The organism is Methylomonas aurea (assembly GCF_024505045.1).
Classification (GTDB): Bacteria; Pseudomonadota; Gammaproteobacteria; order Methylococcales; family Methylomonadaceae; genus Methylomonas; species Methylomonas aurea.
In genome coordinates, this window is the sequence record NZ_JANIBM010000010.1 from 1 (window position 1) to 21055 (window position 21055).

At 61.0% G+C, this 21055-nt stretch carries 13 protein-coding genes; all 13 read left to right on the forward strand.

Translation table 11 applies throughout. The features are described from left to right. Positions 1–747: hypothetical protein (locus NP603_RS10410; protein WP_256610809.1), on the forward strand; the 747-nt coding region annotated here is incomplete at its 5' end. Between the two features lie 15 nt (positions 748–762). After that, on the forward strand, positions 763–8289 hold the full coding sequence (locus NP603_RS10415; protein WP_256610810.1) for a non-ribosomal peptide synthetase: 7527 nt from the start codon (positions 763–765) through the stop codon (positions 8287–8289). A 166-nt stretch (positions 8290–8455) separates the two neighbouring features. Next, positions 8456–8647 carry an MbtH family protein gene (locus NP603_RS10420; protein WP_256610811.1) on the forward strand — a complete coding sequence of 64 codons (192 nt, stop codon included), beginning with the start codon at positions 8456–8458 and terminating at the stop codon, positions 8645–8647. Then, entirely contained in the window at positions 8644–9933 is a 1290-nt protein-coding gene (locus NP603_RS10425; RefSeq protein WP_256610812.1) for a DUF711 family protein, read from the forward strand. The genes NP603_RS10420 and NP603_RS10425 overlap by 4 nt, the downstream gene beginning before the upstream one ends. A 24-nt stretch (positions 9934–9957) precedes the next feature. Next, positions 9958–10764, forward strand: coding sequence for a thioesterase II family protein (locus tag NP603_RS10430; protein ID WP_256610814.1), 807 nt, complete (start codon positions 9958–9960; stop codon positions 10762–10764). A 19-nt stretch (positions 10765–10783) separates the two neighbouring features. Beyond that, positions 10784–11494 carry an ABC transporter ATP-binding protein gene (locus tag NP603_RS10435; protein WP_256610816.1) on the forward strand — a complete coding sequence of 237 codons (711 nt, stop codon included), beginning with the start codon at positions 10784–10786 and terminating at the stop codon, positions 11492–11494. Next, on the forward strand, positions 11494–12735 hold the full coding sequence (locus tag NP603_RS10440; protein ID WP_256610818.1) for an ABC transporter permease: 1242 nt from the start codon (positions 11494–11496) through the stop codon (positions 12733–12735). The genes NP603_RS10435 and NP603_RS10440 overlap by 1 nt, the downstream gene beginning before the upstream one ends. After that, entirely contained in the window at positions 12728–13477 is a 750-nt protein-coding gene (locus tag NP603_RS10445) for an outer membrane lipoprotein-sorting protein (RefSeq protein ID WP_256610820.1), read from the forward strand. Before NP603_RS10440 ends, NP603_RS10445 begins: the two co-directional genes overlap by 8 nt. Before the next feature lie 6 nt (positions 13478–13483). Further along, on the forward strand, positions 13484–14776 hold the full coding sequence (locus NP603_RS10450; RefSeq protein ID WP_256610822.1) for a hypothetical protein: 1293 nt from the start codon (positions 13484–13486) through the stop codon (positions 14774–14776). A gap of 10 nt (positions 14777–14786) precedes the next feature. Further along, positions 14787–15608 carry a 4'-phosphopantetheinyl transferase family protein gene (locus tag NP603_RS10455; protein WP_256610823.1) on the forward strand — a complete coding sequence of 274 codons (822 nt, stop codon included), beginning with the start codon at positions 14787–14789 and terminating at the stop codon, positions 15606–15608. Between the two features lie 585 nt (positions 15609–16193). Next, complete coding sequence (locus NP603_RS10460; protein ID WP_256610825.1) at positions 16194–16817, forward strand: TetR/AcrR family transcriptional regulator; 624 nt, start codon at positions 16194–16196, stop codon at positions 16815–16817. Next, positions 16814–18007: an efflux RND transporter periplasmic adaptor subunit gene (locus NP603_RS10465; protein WP_256610827.1), complete on the forward strand. Its 1194-nt coding sequence runs from the start codon at positions 16814–16816 to the stop codon at positions 18005–18007. Before NP603_RS10460 ends, NP603_RS10465 begins: the two co-directional genes overlap by 4 nt. Further along, the gene (locus tag NP603_RS10470) at positions 18004–21054 is read left to right on the forward strand and encodes an efflux RND transporter permease subunit (protein WP_256610828.1); all 3051 of its coding nucleotides are present in this window, start codon (positions 18004–18006) and stop codon (positions 21052–21054) included. The genes NP603_RS10465 and NP603_RS10470 overlap by 4 nt, the downstream gene beginning before the upstream one ends. The last annotated feature ends 1 nt before the right edge of the window (position 21055 follow it).

Here is a 21055-nt window from a genome sequence, read left to right on the forward strand (position 1 = left end):
GCCGCCGCCGCCGATTTGGCCGCCGCCGGCGAGCGCGATGCTCAGGCCGAGATCGCCGGCTATGCCGCGGTGCCGGACCAATCCGCAGCGCTGGCAGCGACCGGCGCTTGCGCCGCCGCGGCCGAAATCCGGATCGAGGCCGACCAACTCCAGGGCCTGGAACGCCTGCGCGTCGCGTTGAATCTTGATGCCGAAGATCTGCTGCTGGCGGCATTGGCGGCCAGCATCGGCGAATGCTTCGGTCTGGCGCCGGTCGCGGTCCGCTACGTGCAAACCCATATCGTTGCCGAATCCGGTGCCGTGTTGCGCTACAGCTATCCGCTCTGTCTGGAAACGGACAGCGATGCATTGACGGCGACCACCCTGGCCAAAGCTGCCCGCAAGCAGGCGCCCAGCGCCGGTTTCGGATTTGAGTTAGCCGCTTCCGGGTTGCCGTTGCCGAGCCTGCGTTTCACCTGGCTGGGCCAATGCGGTTGCGGCCGGTTCGAACCGGAGGCCGTGCTGGCCGCCGGCGAGGCCTTTGCCGTCAGCGCCTGTCTGACAGCAGACGGATTGCTGTTGCGGTTGGCTATGGATGCCGAACAGGTAGAGCAATTGCCGCGACTAAGCACGGCGTTGGAAAACACCGTGATTGCCTACTTGGCTGCAGCCGAACAGGCCCAGGGCCGGGGATTTACCGCAGCCGATTTCGGCGACGCCGGTTTGTCCGAAGAAGACTTCGCTACCTTGTTCCAAACCATCGAATAACGAGTTGATAGAGCCATGACCATCGATCGCGCCAACATCGCCGATATTTACAAGCTGACGCCGATTCAGGAAGGGATGCTGTTCCATTCCCTGAGCAGCCCCGACTCGGGGGTGTACGTCGAACAGTTCAGCCAAACCGTGCCGTTCGGCGTCGACCCCGGCCTGTGGCAGCAAGCCTGGAACCGGGTAATCGCCCACCACGACATCCTGCGTAGCGGCTTTTTCTGGGAAGGCCTGGAAAAACCGGTGCAGGTGGTGCAGCGCCAAGCCGAAATCCGGGTCGAAGCCCTGGATTGGTCTGATCTGGCCGAGACGGAACGCGAGCAAGGCCTGCAAGCGCTGCGCGTTGCGGACGCCAAAGCAGGGTTCGATTTGGCCAAGGCGCCGTTGCTGCGCTTGCGGGTGATTCGGACCGGGGCGGAGCAGAGCGTGTTGCTGTGGACCTACCACCACATCCTGCTCGACGGCTGGTCGGCGTTTATCGTGCTGGACCAGGCCCTGCAAGCTTATATGGCATTGGCGGACGGCCGCGAGCCTGAACTGCCGGCCAGTACGCCGTATAAAAATTACTTGCGTTGGCTGGGGCAGCAGGACCGGACCGCGGCCGAGACTTTCTGGCGCGATTACCTGGCCGGCTTCGCCGCGCCGACGCCGCTCGGCCTGGTCGAGGGCAATCCCGGCGCCGAGCCGAACTGCGACTATGCCGTGGTCCGTCGGGCGCTGGGCCAGACGCGGGCGGAGCGTTTGCGCGAATTCGCCCGCGCGGCGCGCTTGACGCCGAATAGCGTGATTCAGGGCGCGTACGCTTACTTGCTGGCTTTGTACAGCGGCGAGGACGACGTCGTGTTCGGCTGCACCGTGTCCGGCCGGCCGCCGGAACTGGAAAGCTCGCAGCACATGGTCGGCCTGTTCATCAATACGCTGCCTTTGCGGGTGCGCATCGGCGCCGAGCAGCCGGTGGCGGCCTGGCTGCGCGACTTGCAGGACGACTTGCTGGCCTTGCGCAGCTACGAACATAGCCCGCTGGTCGAGATTCAGGCCTGGAGCCCGATCGGGCCGGGGCTGTCGCTGTTCGATTCGATGCTGGCGGTGGAATCGTTTCCGCAGTCCAGCCAGGTGCAATTGCCCGATGTCGCGGTGGCGCAAAAGACCAATTACCCATTGACGCTGGTGGTCGAACCGGTGGGCGAGATGAATATCCGCGCCATGTTCGATCCGCGCCGCTATGCGCCGGCTGTGGTCGAACGTTTGCTGGACCACTGGCAAACCGTGCTGGACCAGATGCTGCTGGATGCCGAGCGGCCGCTGGCCACGGTCAGCGCGATGGCGGAAGCCGAACGCCTGCGTCAGGCGGCCTGGAACGCAACCGCGACCGATTTTCCGCGCGAGCGCGACTTGGCCGCGTTGTTCGCCGAGCGGGCGGCGTTGCACCCGGAGCGGACCGCGCTGGCGGTCGGCGACGTCCGCCTGAGTTATGCCGAACTGGAGCGGCGCGCCAATAGTCTGGCCCATTTTCTGTTGGCGCAGGGTGCCTCAGCCGGCGGCCAAATCGCGCTATTGCTGGAGCCTTCGGCGGAACTGATCATTGCGATACTGGCCGTGGTCAAAACCGGCAATGCTTACGCGCCGCTCGATCCGAAGGCGCCCGCCGCCCGGCTGGCCGGCATGTTGCAGGACCTGAGCTTTAGCCAATTGCTCAGCCACCATGGCCGCGGCGACGCGCTGGCGGCGGACGGGCTGCAGATTATCGATCTGGACCGGACTTGGGCGAATTGGAGCAGCCAGCCGGATACCGCGCCGGCCGTGGCTGTCGATACCCGGCGACTGTTCTACGTGATCCATACCTCCGGTTCCACCGGCAAGCCCAAAGCCGCCGGGGTCTACCACGACAGTTTCATTAATTTCATCTTGTGGTGGAACCGCGAATTCGGTTTCGGCAGCGCCGACAAATGTCTGTTGATCAATAAAATTACCTTCGATCTGGCGCAGAAAAACGTCTGGGGCGCCTTGCTCACCGGCGGCGAATTGCACCTTGCCGTCGGCGACCATTTTGATCCCGACTATGTGCGCCGCAGCGTGGCCGAGCAGGGCATTACCTGGATCAACTGCACGCCGAGCATGGGCTATGCGCTGGCCGAAGGCGAAGACGTCGATTACCGCGACTTGGCCTCGCTGCGCTACTTGCTGCTGGGCGGCGAGCCGGTAAACAAGGCCAGACTGGCGCCGTGGCTGTTGTCGGCACACAGCCGCTGCGAATTGGTCAACACCTACGGCCCGACCGAATGCACCGACCTTTGCACCACGCATCGCTTTAGCCGGGAAGAGTTAGAGCATCCGGAGTGGCCGGTCACGGTCGGCAAAAACCTGCCCAACGTGCGCATGCTGGTATTGGACCGCTTCAACAATCCGTTGCCGGCCGGCATTGCCGGCGAGGTGATGATAGGCGGCGTCTCGCTCGGCGTCGGCTATCTCAATAATCCGGGCTTGACCGCCAGCCAGTTCATTCCGCATCCGCAGCCGGAAGTTGCCGGCGAACGCCTGTACCGCACCGGCGACTTGGGCTACTTCCGCGAGGACGGCAGCATCGTCGTCAAAGGCCGGGTGGATTTTCAAGTCAAGGTTCGCGGCTATCGGATCGAGCTGGAGGAAATCGATACGGTATTGCGCGGCCACGCCGCGGTGCAGGACGCCGTGACCGTGGTCAGCGGCGGCGACCGCCAACAACTGGTCAGCTACCTGGTGCCGGCGGCGGCTGTCGCCGAGCCGGCCGAGTTCCGCGCCGAGTTGCGGGCTTATCTGGCGCAACGCCTGCCGGATTACATGGTACCCAGCGTCTTCGTCCTGTTGGCGGCGATTCCGTTGAACGCCAACGGCAAGGCCGACCGTTCCGCGCTGCCGGCACCGGAAGAAACCGATGCGTTGCAGGCTGCGCTGGCGCAAGCGCCGGCCGACGCGGTGGAAGAGGCCTTGCTCGGCGTTTGGCAGAAAGTGCTGGGCCGCGACGACATCGGCGTCAACGACAATTTCTTTGCCTTGGGCGGCCATTCGTTGACGATCACTCAGGTGTTCTCCAGGATTCCGAAGCTGTTCGAGGTCAAGCTGGGCCTGTCCGAACTGTTTCAACAGCCGACCATCGCCGGGCAGGCTGCATTGATCCGCAACCGGCAAGCCGGCGGCGCGCCGGCTTATCCGGCATTGGTCCGGCAGGAACGCCCCGAGCCCTTGCCGCTGTCCTACGCCCAGAGCCGGCTTTGGTTCGTGCAGGAATATGCGCCGGACAATCCGGCCTATAACGTTCCCAACGCGGTGTTCCTCGATGCGCCGGCCGATGTCGAAGCCGTGCGCCTGGCACTGGCCTGGTTGACCCGCCGCCACGAATCGCTGCGCACCTGCTTCCCGGCCGTCGGCGGCGAACCGCGCCAGCAGATTTTGCCCGATTTCGTGCCGCCGCTGGTCATCGACGATCTGTCGGCGTTGGCGGAGTCGGAACGCGAGCTGCGCATGGCCGAGCTGGCCACGGCGGAAGCGCAGGCGACCTTCGATTTGGCCGCCGCGCCGCCGCTACGCTACCGGCTGCTTTCGAGTCCGGAAAATGCCGTGTTGTTGGCAACCTTGCACCACATCGTCACCGACGGCTGGTCCACCGATATTTTCGTGCGCGAATTTCGCCAGGCCTACGCCGCCTACCAACTTGGCACGGAGCCGGATCTACCGGAACTTGCGCTGCAGTACGCCGATTACGCGTTGTGGCAACGCCAGTTTTTGACTGGCGAGCTGCGCGAAACCCAGCTGGCCTACTGGCGCGGCGAGCTGGACGGCGCGGTGCATACCATCGGCCTGCCGTACGATTTTCCGCGGCCGGCGCAACTGTCCTGGCAGGGCGGTATGGTGCGCGACCGCTACGCGCCGGAACTGGCCCAGGGCTTGAAAGCGCTGGCGGAACAGCAGGGAGCGACGCTGTTCATGGCGCTGATGGCCGCCTTCGAATTGTTGTTGTACCGCTGGTCCGGCCAGGACGATTTCGTGCTGGGTACGCCGATCGCCAACCGCCATCTCGAAGAGACCGAGCCGGTGATCGGCTTTTTCGTCAACACTTTGCCGATCCGGGCCCGGATCGACGCCGGCCACAGCTTTAACGATTTGTTGGCGGCGGCGAAACAAACGGCGCAGGCGGCCTACGAACATCAGGATCTGCCGTTCGAAATGCTGGTCGACGAATTGAAACCGGCGCGCAGCGCGGCCTACAACCCGTTCTTCCAGGTCTGTTTCGCGTTGCGTAACGCTTACGAGGACATGTCGCTGGTCGATAGCGACGAGTGGGTGGCGCGCTGGGATTTGTATGTGGTGTTCAACGAGCAGGACGGCCTGAGCGGGCAATGGGAATTCAGCCGCGCGCTGTTCCGCCCGGAAACCATAGAGCGGCTGGCGCAGTCGTTCGCGGTGCTGCTGCCGCAACTGGTGGCCGATCCGGACCGGGCGCTGGCCGATTACGATTTGTTGGATGGCGCTGGTGCCGCCGAGATGTTGGCTTTGGGTAAAGGGCCAAACCTGGATTTGGACAGTCGCCTGTTTCCGCAGATGTTCATGGCGCAGGTGCGCGACCGGCCGGAAGCTCCGGCGGTCCTGTTCCAGGATAGCGTTATCAGTTATGCCGAGTTGAATCGGCGAGCCAATCGGCTGGCTCATTTCCTGATCCGGCTGGGCGCCGGCAGCGAATTGCGGGTGGGTTTGTGTCTGGAGCGCAGCCCCGACTGGATCGTGGCGATTCTGGCGGTGTTGAAATCCGGCGCCGCCTATGTGCCGCTGGACCCGAACTATCCGGCGGACCGGCAGCAATTCATGCTGGAGGATGCCGATTGCCGCTGGTTGATCGCCCACAGCCATATTGCCGAACGCATCGCGCTACCGGCCGGCATCCGTTTGCTGGCTCTGGACGGCGAATACCTGAGGGAAGCGATCGCCCGCGAATCGGTCGAAGAACCGCAGGTCGCCGGCATGCTGCCGGAGCAGTTGGCATACGTGATCTATACCTCCGGCTCGACCGGCCGGCCGAAAGGAACCTTGATCGAACACCGCAACCTGGCGCTGGTCAGCGTGGCGTTGGCGAATCGCTTCGATTTTCGCGGCGGCAGCCGCATGTTGCAGTTCGCCTCGTTCAGTTTCGACGCCTCGGTCTGGGAATGGGCGGTGGCCTTGGCCAACGGCGGTTGCCTGTGCATGGCCGCCGACGACGTGATCAAAAGTCCGGATCGGCTGGCCGATTTCGTCGCTACCGCGACGACCAGCCACGCGCTGTTGCCGCCGTCGTTATTGGCTTATCTCGACCCGGCGAAATTGGCCTGCCTCGACCATTTATTGGTCGGCGGCGAAGGCTACCAACAGGCGCTGGCCGAAGCTTGGAGCCCGAATCGGCACTTTTTCAACGCTTACGGTCCCACCGAAACCACGGTGATCTGCATGGCGGCCGATTACCAGCCGGGCGACGCCAAATTGACGTTGGGCCACGCCTTGGCCAACACCGAATTGTTCATCCTCGACGCCAAACTGCGGCCGGTGCCGCTCGGCGTGCCGGGCGAATTGTGTATCGGCGGCGGCGGCGTCTGCCGCGGTTATCTGAACCGGCCCGAATTGAACAACGAAAAATTCATCGCCCATCCGTTCCGGCCCGAGAGCGGCGAGCGTTTGTACCGCACCGGCGACCTGGTGCGCTGGTTGGCGGACGGCACCATCGAATTCCTGGGCCGGATCGATAACCAGATCAAAATCCGCGGCTTCCGTATCGAGCTGGGCGAGATCGAAGCCCGACTGATGGAACACGAGTGGGTGCGCGACGCGCTGGTGTTGGTGCGCGACATCGATGCCGGCAACCGGCAATTGGTCGGCTACGTGCTGTGCGAAGCGGGCGCCGACGGTTTGGCCGCGGAGCTGATGGCAAGGCTGCGGGAAAGCTTGCCGCACTTCATGGTGCCGATGGCGGTGATGGCATTGGCTGCCTGGCCGATGACGCCCAACGCCAAGATCGACCGCCGCGCGCTGCCGTTACCGGGCGCGGCCGACACGGCAAGCCGGGTTTGCGAACCGGCCGCAACCGAGCGCGAGCGCTGGCTGGCCGAATTGTGGCAGGAGATTCTGGGCGTCGACACGGTCGGCGTCAGCGACGACTTTTTCGAACTGGGCGGCCATTCGCTGAGTGCGACCCGGTTGATGGCGCGGGTGCGGGAAGAATGCGGCCGATCGATGCCGCTGAAGGACTTTTTCGTGGCGCCGACCGTGCGCAGCATGGCGGCCTATCTGGATGCGGCCGGAACGGACACCCAAGCCGAAGCGGAAGACACTGCGATTCTGTTGCCGCCGCGGCCGGTGGATTTGGAAGCCGAATCCGCCATCGCGCTGCCGACGCCGTTGCCGCCGGCCAGCGGCATGATGCAAAACGTGTTGCTGACCGGCGTCACCGGTTTCGTCGGCGCTTATTTGCTGGAACAAATGCTGGAACGCTGGCCGGAGACCACGGTGCACTGCCTGGTGCGCGCCGGCTCGGCCGAAGACGGCTTGCGCCGGATTCGGGCCAATCTGGAGGAATACGGCTTGTGGTGGGACGGCTATGCGCCGCGGATCAAAGTCGTGGTCGGCGACCTGGCCAAGCCCAACCTCGGCTTGAGCGGCGAAGTGCGCGATTACCTGGCCTCGGAAATCGACTTGATTTTGCATAACGGCTCGCATCTGAACCACGTGTTGCGCTACGGCCAACTGGCCGCGGCCAACGTCGGTTCGACCAAGGCTCTGCTGGAATTGGCCGCCTACAACCGCTTGAAACGATTCGCTTACGTCTCAACCGGCGGCGTGTTCAACACCGAAATTTCGGGGCGGAAAGTGGACGAAGACAGCGATCTGGCCGGCGAAGGTTTTAGCGATCTCGAAGGCTACAACGCCAGCAAATGGGTGGCGGAAGCGGCGGTCAGGAAAGCCGGACGGATGGGCCTGCCGATCCAGATCTTCCGGCTGGGCCGGGTGGCGGTGGACAGCCGCAGCGGTGCTGGCCGCGACGACGACTTTATCGGCTTGTATCTGCGCACCTGCATCCAGCTCGGGGTCTATCCGGATTACCCGCTGGTCGAAAAGGCGATACCGGTGGATTACGCGGCGCGGGCGATTATTGCCTTGGCCGGACAGCCCGGCGGCGGCGAAATATTCCATTTGATGGGCGAAGAAAGCTACGACTGGAGCAAATTGCTGTCCCAGCACGTGGCAGGCAGCGTCGGCCTGAAACGCATCCGCGCCGACCATTGGGTGGACCGGGTCAAACAGGCTTCGACCGAAACCCCGCTGCCGTTCGCGCCCTACCTGTTTTATTGGGATACCGACCGCGGCGCGCCGGACAAGGGCAGTTTGCAGATCGGCCAAACGAAAACCCTGCGCCGGCTGGCCGAGCTGGATCTGCCGGCGCCGCAGATCGATCGCGCGGCTTGGCAACGTTACATCGAGCGCTTGTTCGTTAGCGAAGGCCGCGAAGTGGCGTTCAAGCGCCGCGGCTGGTTTTATTAACCCGGCCTAGTTAACACTGGCATTCCGTTCGGGCTGAGCTTGTCGAAGCCCGATGTGGAGAGCCCTTCGACAAGCTCAGGACGAACGATATTTAAACGCCGGGTTAATAAGCGGTGCGGTCGCCCGCATGCATTGAACTTAAATTAAGAATTGGAGAATGGTCGCTATGGCTGAAGAATTGGAAACAGGTTTCGTCGTGGTCTGCAACCACGAACAGCAACACGCCTTATGGCCGGCTTTCAAGCCGGTGCCTGCCGGTTGGCAGCAGGTCAAGGCTGCCGACAGTCGGGAAAACTGTCTGGACTATGTCAATCAACATTGGCCCGACATCCGGCCGTTGAGCTTGAGAACGCTATGAAACCGATGACTGCTCAGGAAGAATTCGGAACGCGGCCGCCGTCGCCGGTGGTGCGCACCGTGACATTGGGGCTGAACCTGGACCCGGACCAGCCGGAGCGGGGCGCGGAAGCGGCGCGGCGCTTTTTCGGGAAGGCCGGCAACAGTTTGGCGGAAAGCGGCCTGCGGGCGCGTTGTTTCCGCCTGGCCGGGCAACCGCTGGACCGCTTGCTGCAAGGTCGCCGAATTCGGGCCAATGCCGCGGCCGAATTTGCGGTGCGGATGGAGAACGCGTTGGGCGATATCTGGTTCTGCATGCCCGGCCCGTTTTTCGTCGATGCGGCCGACGACCCGGAATTGCTGGCGCTGGTGCCGGCCGTGATCGGCGCCACCCGCCACGTATTCATGAATACTTTGGTCAGTTCGGCTGCCGGCATGCACCGCGGCGCATTGCGCCGGGCCGCTGCGGTGGTGCGGGAACTGGCCATGCTGGACCAACAGCACCAGGCCAATTTCCGGTTTGCGGTGATGTCCAACGTCCAGGCCAATACGCCGTTTTTTCCGGCGTCCTGGCACCAGGGCGAGGCCGGATTCAGTATCGCGCTGGAGTTGTCGGAACTGGCCAACGCCGCGTTTTCGCAGCCGTTGCCGTTCGACGAGAAACTGGCCCTGTTCCGCAATCAGGTGCGGCGGGCGGCGCGGGATGCGGCCGAGTGCGCCGAGGCGCTGGCCGCCGAGACCGGCGTCGGTTTTCGCGGTATCGATTTCTCGCTGGCGCCTTACCCCGGCGAGGACACCAGCGCCGTCAGCGCGATCGAGGCGCTGGCCGGCAGTCCGGTCGGCAGTTTCCAATTCCTGTTTTCGCTGTATGCGGTGAACAATTTGCTGAAGCAGGGCTTGGCCGATTTTCCGCAGGTCGGCTACAACGGCACCATGCTGTCGGTGTTGGAAGACAGCCATCTGGCGCGGGCGGTGGGCAACGGTAGCGTCGATGTCAAGGATTTGCTGCTGTACTCTACGGTGTGCGGCTGCGGTCTGGATATGGTGCCGCTGGCGTTGGACGTCGGCGTCGGCCAGATCGCGGCCTTGATCGAAGCGATTTGCACCGAAGCCATCAAATGGAACAAGCCGTTGATTACCCGCCTGTTGCCGAGCAGCGTCGGCGCCAACGGCGAAACCAATTTCAACCATCCGTTTATCGTCAATACCCGGCCGATTGCGCTGAACCGCAATGCGTTTGCGCCGGCCAACGATAGCGAGGCCTTTTTCGATCCCCGACGCTGGGCGCCGACCGCGCTGCCGGCTTGATTTGACTACTACCAAGACAGAGCGATGACTACCGACAATTGGTTTACCGATTTTAATCTGGGCGGCCGCGCGCCGTATCTGCTGGTCTGCTTTCCGTATTCCGGGGCCGGCGCCAACGTGTTTCGCAGCTGGGCCGGCGCGTTGGATAACGCCGACGTGCTGGCGGCGCAGTTGCCGGGCCGCGAACGCCGCATCGCCGAACCGGCCATCGGCGATCTGGACGCGTTGGTCGCCGGCTTGCTGCCGGCGCTGATCGCGCGGATCGACCGGCCCTATCTGCTGTTCGGTCACAGCATGGGCGCGTTGATCGCTTACCGGGTGGCGCTGGAGTTGGAGCGCCGCGGCGTGCGGCCGCCGAAACAACTGATCGTTTCCGGCTACCGTTCGCCGGAACTTGGCAGCCGCAACCGCGTGTTGCATACGCTGAGCGACAGCGAATTCATCGTCGAATTGCAACGCTACGGCGGTACGCCGGACGAGGTGTTGCAACACGAGGAAACCATGCAGTTGTTGTTGCCGATGCTGCGCGCCGATTTTCGCATCCACGAAACTTACCGCCACGCGCCGCAACCGGCGGCGCAATTCCCGATTGCCGCCTTCACCGGCATGGCCGACCATCTGGTGCCGGGCGAGGATATGGCGCCCTGGCGCGACAAAACCGCGGCCGGCTTCGAACAGCGCCTGTTCGGCGGCGGCCACTTCTTTTTACTGGAGAACCGCGACGCCGTGCTGGGCGCGCTTCAGGACATCGTCAACGAGCATATCAAGGACGATATCCTGCTGCCGATGGCGCGGACTCCTGCCGCAGCCGGTTACGAACCGGTCTTTTAAAATGACGAGACTACTAGTTATGACGCAACCGATCATCAAATTGGAACATATCACCAAGTCCTACGGCCACGGCGACGGCGCCGTCAACGTGCTGCAGGACTTGAACCTGTCGATCCAGCAGGGCGAGTTCACCTGTATCTGGGGCGCTTCCGGCAGCGGCAAATCGACGCTATTGAACCTGATGGGCCTGCTGGACCGGCCGGATCAGGGCCGGATCGCGATTAAAAACGCAGAAGTCCTGGGGCTGAACGACAATCGGCTGGCCGATTTCCGCAGCCGGCACCTGGGCTTTATTTTCCAAAGCTTCAATCTGGTGCCGGTGTTGTCGGCCCAGGAAAACACGATGCTGCCGCTGCAAATCCGCGGCGAAGCGGACGATACGGCGCGGCGCAGGGCGCGCGACCTGCTGGCGGAACTGGGGCTGGAGCGGCACTTGCACAAACGGCCGGACGAAATGAGCGGCGGCCAACGCCAGCGGGTGGCCATCGCCCGGGCCTTGATCGGCGATCCGGATATCGTGCTGGCCGACGAACCGACCGCGAATCTGGATTCGGCCAACAGCGACGCGATCATTTTGTTGATGCAAAAGCTGAATCAAAAACGCAAGGTCACCTTCGTGTTCGCCACCCACGATACCCATTTGCTGTCCTACGCGGCACGCTCGATCCAGGTCCGCGACGGCCGGATCGTCGACGACCGCCACAATACTTATTTAAAAGAGGCCTCCTGATGTCCATGTCACTCGCAATGCGCTGCAAACTGGCGGCGCGCAACGTCATGAAAAACCGGCGCAGAAGCCTGGTCACCGTGCTGTCGGTGGCGATCGGCTTTCTGGCGCTGAGCTTGTTCGAAGGTTATTTCACCTACGTCTACCGGATTCTGAAGGACCAGGCCATCGTCGGCGAACGTCTGGGCCACTTGACCGTGGTGCGCCGCGGCTTCTTCGACCAGGGCACGCTGGACCCGGAAAAATTCCAACTCGATGCCGCCGCGCTGGACTTGGTGACCCGCACCGTCCGCCAGGTGCCGGGCGTGAAATTGGTCAGCCCGCGGCTGGCCGTCAGCGGCTTGGTCAGTAACGGCACCACCTCGCATATTTTCATCGGCGAAGCGATATCGGCGGAAGACCAGAAGGCACTGCGCGGCACCGAATACGCCTATCTGCCCGGCAAACTGGCGCCGGGCCAGGACGATGCCGCCGTGATCGGCCAGAAGATGGCGAAGATAATGGGCTTGCAGCAGGGCAGCGACGGCGTGTTGATGGCGTCGACGCTGTCCGGCATGGTCAACGCGGTCGATTTCCGGGTCGGCGAAATCGCCAACACCGGCTCGATGGGCACCGACGACAAGTTCGCGCTGTTGCCGTTGGCCTTGGCTCGTAAGTTGTACGGCAGCGACGGCGCCGACCGGGTAGTGGTGGTGTTGGATGCGGTCGATTCGATTCCGGCCGTAAAGCCGGTGTTGCTGGAAAAACTCAAGGCTGCCGGCTTCGACGCCGACATCAAGGAATGGAGCGAATTGTCGGTGTACTACACTCAAGTCAAAGGTTTGTTCGACATGATGTATCTGTTCATCATGGTGGTAGTGGTGATGGTGGCGATGACCAGTGTGGTCAATACCATGACGATGGCGATTGCCGAACGCACCCGCGAAATCGGCACCTTGCGCGCGATCGGCATGCGCTCGATGACGATCAAGAGTCTGTTCGTGATCGAAGGCGTCATCATCGTCTTCGTCGGCTCGCTGGCCGGGATGGCGCTATCCTATGCCATCGGTGCCGGCATCAATCTGGCGCAGATTACTTATTCGCCGCCGGATTCGTCGGAACAGGCCGCGCTGGTGATCGAATTGTTGTTTAATAACATGTTCGGTTCTTTATTCACTCTGTCGGTGTTGGCCGCGGTCGCTTCGTATTTCCCGGCCCGCCACGCCACGCAAAAAACCATTGTCGGAGCCCTGGGCCATGTTTGAATTCGTCCGCACCCCTTTATTTGCAATATTAATGCTGGCGGCTTCGGCTGCGGCCGCAGAGCCGACGCCGCTGGAGCTTTTAAAAGCCAGCGACCGTGCCCGCGGCGGCGAGATCGGCGGTATTACCATGACCAGTACCGTCATCGCTTATCAGGACAATGTCGAGGATAAAAGCTATACGCTGAAGATCGAGGCCGACCAGGACAATTCCCTGGTGACCTTCCTGAAGCCGGCCACATCCGCCGGTAAGATGATGCTGATGCAGAACCGCAATATGTGGTTCCTGTCGCCCGACGTCAGCAAGCCGGTGCCGATTTCGCCGCGGCAACGCCTGCTCGGCGAGGCCAGCAACGGCGACGTCGCCACGACCAATTACAGTCGTGACTACGACGCGACGCCGGCCGGCGAAGCGGAAGTGGCAGGGCAGCCGTGTTACGTACTGGAATTAAAAGCCAAGGACGCGAACGTGGCCTACGACAAGATTCGATATTACGTCGCCAAGGACAGCCAGTTGGCGTTGAAAGCCGAATACATGACGGTTTCCGACAAGCATTTCAAAACCGCATTGATGGAATACGCCAACCGGGTCGAGGTTGCCGGCAAAAGCCAGCCTTTCGTCAGCAAAATCGAGATTCAGGACGAAGTGCAAACCGGCCAGAAAACCGTGTTGGTTTACGACAAAGTCGAAGCCGCGGCGGTGCCGCCGAGCCGCTTCGATCTGCGGGCCTTGCTCAGCCGCTAACGGCCGATGGCTTCGGGGAATGCTCTGCGCGGCTTGCGGCCGGCGTTGCTGGCCGTATCGCTGCCGGGCATCGCCGCCGCAGCCGACAACAATTTCGAGTTCGAACACAGCTTCATGCTGCAAAGTTTCGGCGCGATTTACGATATTGCCAAGAACAGCAATCTGAATCCGGACAACCAGTTGGCGCAACTGGACAATTTTCAGCAGGGTACCCGGCTGCGGTCGAAATTCACCGCCCGTTACGGCGGCTTCAGTGCCAAGCTTAGCCCGCGCTTCGGTTACTTTTTGAGTAACCAGGCCGACGGCGGCAACGTGGTGGCCGGCGAGCATTATTTCCAGGATTGGCTGGCGCAATATGCGACGGACGATCTCAGCCTGTCCTATAGCCGCGAATTGCTGTACTGGGGGCCGTCGTTGTTCGCGTCGCCGTCCAATCCGTTTTTTCCGAACAGCAACCAGACCAATCCCTTCATCGAGCCCGGCGCCCAGGATTTCGTGCAACTGCAGTATTTTCACGATTATTCCAACACGCTGGCGCTGATCGGCAGTCTGGCCCGGGGCCGTTCGACGCTGGAGACGCCGAATTTCAAGAAAACCGTGGCGCTGAAGTACGACCACCGCGGCGACGATTATTCGCTGAGCGCGATTGCCGGCTACCGCGAAAACGACGGCCTGCCGCAGGGCGGCATGTTCGGCCAGTGGACGCTGAACGATTCGACGCTGCTGTATTTCGACGTCGGCATGAAAGGCAAAAGCTATGGCTTGTATCCGCATGCATCCGATTCGCCGCTGGGTTACGAATTGGCGCCGAACGGCAACGGCCGTGGCTGGTTCGTCGACTTCCTGGCCGGCGGTTCCTATACCTTCGACAACGGCGACGTATTGAACCTGGAATACCGTCACAGCAACGAAGGTTACAGCAATGCCGACAGCTCCGCTTACCGGCGTATGGCGCAGAACGCCGCCGGGCACCTGGTGGGGCCCGACCCCAATTTGCAAGGCTTGGCCGCCGGTACCCTGGCCCAGGCCTCGTCGGTGCAGATCCGTTCGCTGAATCAGCATTATCTGTACGCCAATTACCGGGTGCACGAAATCGTCGAAGACCTCAGCCTTAATGTGCTGTATTCGCAAAACCTGCAGGACGGAGGCGCACAACTGGTACCGATTGTCGAGTACAACCTGTTCGGTCAGGTCAATCTGGCCGCCAACTTGGTATTCAATCTGGGCGGTAGCGATACCGAGTTCGGCGGCTATCTGAATAATATCTATTTCCTGGGCGTGAAATATTACTTCGACTGAGCGCCGGCTGATGAACATGGATAACTCGGGGTCTGGCGCTCTGCCGAATTTCGCGGATTTAAGGCAACGGTTTCCGTTGGTTCCGGCGCCGACGCCGGGGAGGGCGCAAGTCTGGCTGGCCTGGACCGAGCGTTTCGCCGAGCCCGAGGCGCTGGAAATCTGCCGCAATCTGCTGTCGGAGGACGAGCTGAAAAAATGGCGGAAGTTTCATTTCGAGCGCGACCGCCAGTTGTATCTGGTGGCTCACGCCATGGTCAGATTCGTGTTGGCCGCTTATCTGGATACCGAACCGGACAGATTGCAGTTCACGGCCAATCGCTACGGCCGTCCGGAATTGGTCCGCAATCCGGGCATGGCCGATGTCCGTTTCAATCTGTCGCATGCACAGGGTTTGGCCGCGCTGGTCGTGAATTGTGGCGTGGATTGCGGAATCGACGTCGAAGCCCGGCGCGATTTGGGCGATCTGACGGCGATGGCCAGCCAGGTGCTGACTGCAACAGAACGCGATTATCTGTGGCGTTTGCCGGCAGCGGAACGGAATTGGGCGTTTCTGAAGTTCTGGACTCTGAAAGAAGCCTACATCAAAGCGGTGGGCAAGGGGCTGTCGCTGGCACTGAACGAATTTGGGTTTGCCCTCGGCGAGCATATCGCAATCAGCTTCCAATCCGGCTGCGCCGACGATCCTGATGCATGGCAATTCGCGCAACGCTACCCGAGTCCGGACCATGTTTTGGCGCTGGCATTGCACCGCGGCGAGGGCCCTGAACTGCATACGTCTTATCGCGAATGGCTGCCGCGCCGGGAGGTTGGGTCGAGCGTTGCGGGGCTATAAAAGGGATACACCGCGATGACCTGTCCGCCGGTATCAGATTATCATGGGGTTGAGGTTAAATTTTTTAGATTTAATGAAATTGGACAGCTCGGTTACGACCCTTTCCCGCCGTCGCGTTTCTCCAAAGCGGACAGTCAGCCAAATCCAGAATCTGCGAACTGGGGGTCTACAAAGCAGCCATCGAAGCCGCTCCCATTCAGACTCGACGGATCGATATAAAAACGGCGGCTACGTTTTGAGTAGCCACCACCAAAGGTTTCCCCCTCAGGTTCTGCCCCTCTGTAGATACTCCCTACGTTTATACGTGCCATCGCTGTGCTTGCCAAATGCAGCCTTGACTTGGGTTCCTTATCCTCCGGACGTTTCCAGCTACTAGGGAAATAACTGAAGCGATTTCAGCTTTGAGACGTTCAACTTCACCAAAAAATTGCATCGGTGACTGGTCGAAGCCCCCTAACCCGTATATGGCATCGATGTAATCAGATGTCCGTCTCTCAAAGCTACTAAGCCACCCTGAGATTGTTTACTTGACAAAACATAACTACGATTTTTAAGATAACAATGTTAAGTAAATAAATGGTGTTTATGAGCATATCCGAACGGCGTGAGCGGGATCGCCTGAAAGTCCGCAACAAAATTCTCGATGCGGCGCGCTGGTTATTTGCTAGCGAAGGTTACGACGCAGTGACCATGCGCCGCGTTGCCGAGGAAATTGAATATTCTCCCACCACCATTTATCTCCATTTCAAGGACAAGGATGCCTTGATTCGAGAACTGTGCCGGTTGGATATGATGTCGTTGATGCAGGCGATTCAAAACGCCGCCGACGAGCCCGAGCCGCTGGAGCGGCTGCGTAAGACCGGGATGGCTTACGTGAAATTCGGCATCGAATATCCCAATCACTTTCGGCTGATGTTTATGAGCAACCGGCTGCATGAAGTGGAACAACTGGCTGAAATGGGGCACGGCAATCCGGAGACCGACGCTTATCTGCTGCTGTTGAATACCTTCGAAGAAGCCATCGCAAAGCAATTACTCGCTCCCGAATTCACCGATCCCCATTTGTTGGCACAAGTTTTCTGGGCCGGCACGCACGGAGTCGTCGCCATTCATATCAACCTCTACGGCGACCCCTGGATAGAGTGGCGTAGCGTCGAAGAAACCGCCAAAATGACCATTAACGCGATGATCAGAGGAGTACAACGATGAATCATAACGTTTTGATGATGTTGGGTTACGCTAGGTTCGGCAACAGCTTTCTAAGTTGCCTTAACTTCTACGTCCATGCCGTCGCAACCCACGCGACACATCTACCGCTCGTTTGCCGTGCCAAACTCATTGCCATGGTGACCGTAAGCGCAATTTTCCTGACGGCCTGTTCCGAATCCAAGACGGCCGAGCCCCAGCCCCGACCGGTTAGAGTGGTCAAGGCGCAATACCGGCAAACGGCGACCACCGCCCGCTATTCCGGCGAAATCAGGGCTAGACACGAGAGCCCTTTGGCTTTCCAGGTAGGCGGCAAGCTGGTCAAGCGTGTGGTGGACGTGGGAGCGAGCGTCGAACGCGGCCAATTGCTGGCGACCTTGGATCAGGCCGACGTGCGTTTAGACGAAGCCGGGGCCGAGGCGCAACTGGCGGCGGCGCAGGCCGAGCTGGATCAGGCCCGCAAGGATCTCGACCATCTCGCCAATCTGCAGGAAAAAGATCTGGCCAGTCCGGCCGCGTTGGAGCGCCGCCGCGACCAGGTTCGTGGCGCCAAAGCCCGCGTCGCTGCCTTACACGCCTCGCTGGGAAGTTATGCCCGCAAATCCGCCTACGCGGAACTGCGGGCCGACCGTGCCGGCGTCATCACCGCCGTCGATGCCGAGCCGGGACAGATCGTTGCCGCCGGCCAGGCCATCGTTCGTCTGGCGCAAATCGACGAGAAGGAAGTCGTGATCAGCGTGCCGGAAAACCGCTTACAGGACCTGCGTGCCGCCACTTCTATCAAGGTTAATCTCTGGGCCGAGCCTGAGCATTTCTACCAGGGCCGGCTCCGGGAAGTCTCGCCGGGCGTGGATGAGCTGCTACGCACTTATACCGCCAAGGTAGCGCTGGCGGACGCCGACGCTAGCGTCGGCCTGGGCATGACCGCCACCGTGCATGTGCATAAGGACGAGGCACGGCCCGTGGCCAGTCTGCCGTTGACGGCGCTGACCCAGGATAACGGTAAAGCGGCGGTATGGGTGTTCGACCCGCCGACCGAAACCGTTAACCCGCGTGCCGTCACGGTGGCAGGATACGACAGCGAGAATGCCAAATTGATCGAAGGGGTGGCCGAGGGCGAAACCATCGTCACCGCCGGCGTGCATAAGCTGGTTGCGGGGCAGAAGGTACGCCTGTTTGGAGTAAGCCCATGAAGTCATTGAACCTCTCCGACTGGGCCTTGCGCCATCAGTCTTTCATCGCCTATCTGTTTGTGGCCGTCACCTTGGCCGGAACGTTGGCTTATTTCACGCTGGGGCGGGCCGAAGATCCGGATTTCACCATCAGGACCATGGTCGTCAGCGCCGAATGGCCGGGGGCGACGGCGCGGGAGATGGAACAGCAAGTAACCGATCGCCTGGAAAAGAAATTGCAGGAGACGCCCTGGCTGGATTACGTGAAAAGCTATTCCGAGTCCGGCCGCTGCTTCATTTTCGTCAACCTCAAGGAATACGCCCCCAATACCCAAGTGCCCGATGCCTGGTATCAGGTTAGGACGAAACTGAAAGACATCGCCCATACGCTGCCCGAGGGCGTGCGCGGGCCGTTTTTCAACGATGAATTCGGCGATACCTACGGCACGATTTACGCCTTCACTGCCGACGGTTTCAGTCATGCCGAACTAAAGGACGCTGTGGACGACGTGCGCCAGGAACTGCTGAGAATTCCCGGTGTCGCCAAGGTCGATTTGATCGGCGTGCAGCAAGAGAAGGTCTACATCGAGGTCTCGCACCGCAAATTGGCAACGCTGGGCATAGACCCGATGATCATCGCTAAGACCCTGCGCGAGCAGAACGGCCTGAATCCCGCCGGCAGCATCGAAACCTCCAGCGATAAGCTCTACCTGCGCGTCAGCGGCGACTTGAAAACGGTCGAAGCGATCCGCGAAATCGGCATCGAAGCCAACGGTCGGCAGTTCCGGCTGGGCGACATCGCCCGGGTTTATCGCGGTTACGCCCAACCCATGACGCCCAAGTTCCGTTACAGTGGCGAGGACGCCATCGGCTTAGCGGTATCTATGACCAAGGGCGGCGACATCCTGGCCTTGGGCGAACAACTATCCGCCGAAATCAACCGGCTGTCAGCCAACCTGCCGATTGGCATCGACGTGCATCAGGTGTCCGATCAGCCGGGCGTCGTCAAGGAGTCGGTCGCCGAATTCATGAAGAGCCTGGAAGAGGCGCTGGTCATCGTGCTGGCGGTCAGCTTCCTGTCGCTGGGATGGCGTACCGGCTTGGTAGTGGCCTTGTCCATCCCGTTGGTATTGGCCATTACCTTTTTGGTGATGAAGTTGTTGGGCATCGATTTGCAGCGCATCTCACTGGGTGCGCTGATCATCGCCTTGGGGCTATTGGTGGACGATGCCATCATTTCGGTCGAAATGATGGTGGTGAAGATGGAACAGGGTTGGGACAGGATCAAGGCTGCTACTTTCGCTTACACCTCCACGGCCTTTCCCATGCTGACCGGCACCTTGGTGACGGCGGCAGCTTTCACGCCGGTCGGCTTCGCCAAGTCTTCCGCCGGCGAATATTGCTTCACGATTTTTGCGGTGGTGGGCATTGCCTTGTTGGTGTCCTGGCTGGTCGCCGTGATCTTCACGCCCTATATCGGTTATCTGCTATTACCGGATCTCACGGGTCACGATGTGCATGACGAGGCAGAGGTCTATAACAGGGGTATCTATCCTAAATTTCGGCGGTTGATGGCCGGCTGTCTGCGCCGCCGGCGTTGGGTGCTGACGGCGACCGCCGTGGCATTCGTGCTGGCGATGGCTTCGTTACGCTGGGTCGAACAGCAGTTTTTCCCGTTTTCCGCACGTCCCGAAGTGCTGGTGGATCTTTGGCTGCCGCAAGGATCGTCGATCCTGACCACGGAGCGCGAAACCCGAAAAGCCGAAGCCTTGCTGAAAGACGATCCGGACATCGTCAACTTCGCCAGTTACGTCGGCGCCGGCTCGCCCCGCTTTTATCTGCCCCTGGATCAGCAGTTGGAGCACGACAACTTCGCTCAGATCGTGATACTGACCAAGGATATGGCAGCGCGGGAAAAGCTGATCGCCCGCTTGCTTGCCGAGTTCGACAACGACTTTACCTTGCTGCGCGCACGCGTCAACCGTCTGGAAAACGGGCCGCCGGTCGGCTTTCCGGTGCAATTTAGGGTGTCCGGGCGCGACATCAAACAAACCCGCGCCATCGCCGAGGAAGTCGCTACCGTCATGCGCGGCAATCCGCATACCCTGGATGTGCAGATGGATTGGAGCGAGCCAAGCAAGGCGGTGCATCTGGAAGTGGATCAAGACAAGGCGCGGGTATTGGGCGTCAGCTCCAAGGATATTTCCCTGACACTCAATACCGTGCTGTCGGGATTCGGAATCACCGATTACCGGGAAAACAACAAATTGATCGAGGTGCTGGGCCGCGGCGAATCCGACGAACGCAACGATCCGTCGCTGATCGAGGAGATCAATATCCAGACCCGAAACGGCAAGTCGGTGCCGCTGAGCCAGTTGGTGCGTGCCGAATACGGTTTCGAGGAAGGCATCATCTGGCGCCGGGATCGCTTTCCGACCTTCACGGTGCGTAGCGATATCCGCGACGACACCCAAGCGCCGGAAGTGACCGCGCAAATCGAGCCCTTGCTGGAGCCCCTGCGTGCCAAACTGCCCGACGGCTATCGGATAGAAGTGGGCGGTGCGGTGGAGAGCAGCCAAAAGGCTCAGGCCTCGATCAACGCGGTGATGCCGGTGATGCTGTTCGGTCTGGCGACCTTGCTGATGATGCAGTTGCAGAGCGTCAAGCGTACCGCGATGGTACTGTTGACGGCGCCGCTGGGCCTGATAGGCGTGACAGCCTTTTTATTGATCTTCGATCAGCCTTTCGGCTTCGTCGCTACATTGGGTGTGATCGCGCTGGCCGGGATGATCATGCGCAATTCGGTGATTCTGGTCGATCAGATCGAGCATGACATCGCCGCCGGCGTCAGGCCTTGGGATGCGGTGATCGAGTCCGCCGTGCGTCGCTTGCGCCCCATCGTGCTGACCGCCGCCGCAGCGATCCTGGCGATGATCCCCTTGGCCGGTAGCGTGTTTTGGGGCCCGATGGCCGTGGCGATCATGGGCGGCTTGCTGGTGGCCACTGTGCTAACACTGTTGTTCCTGCCGGCTTTGTATGCTGCTTGGTTTGGCATACGGGAGGAGTGAA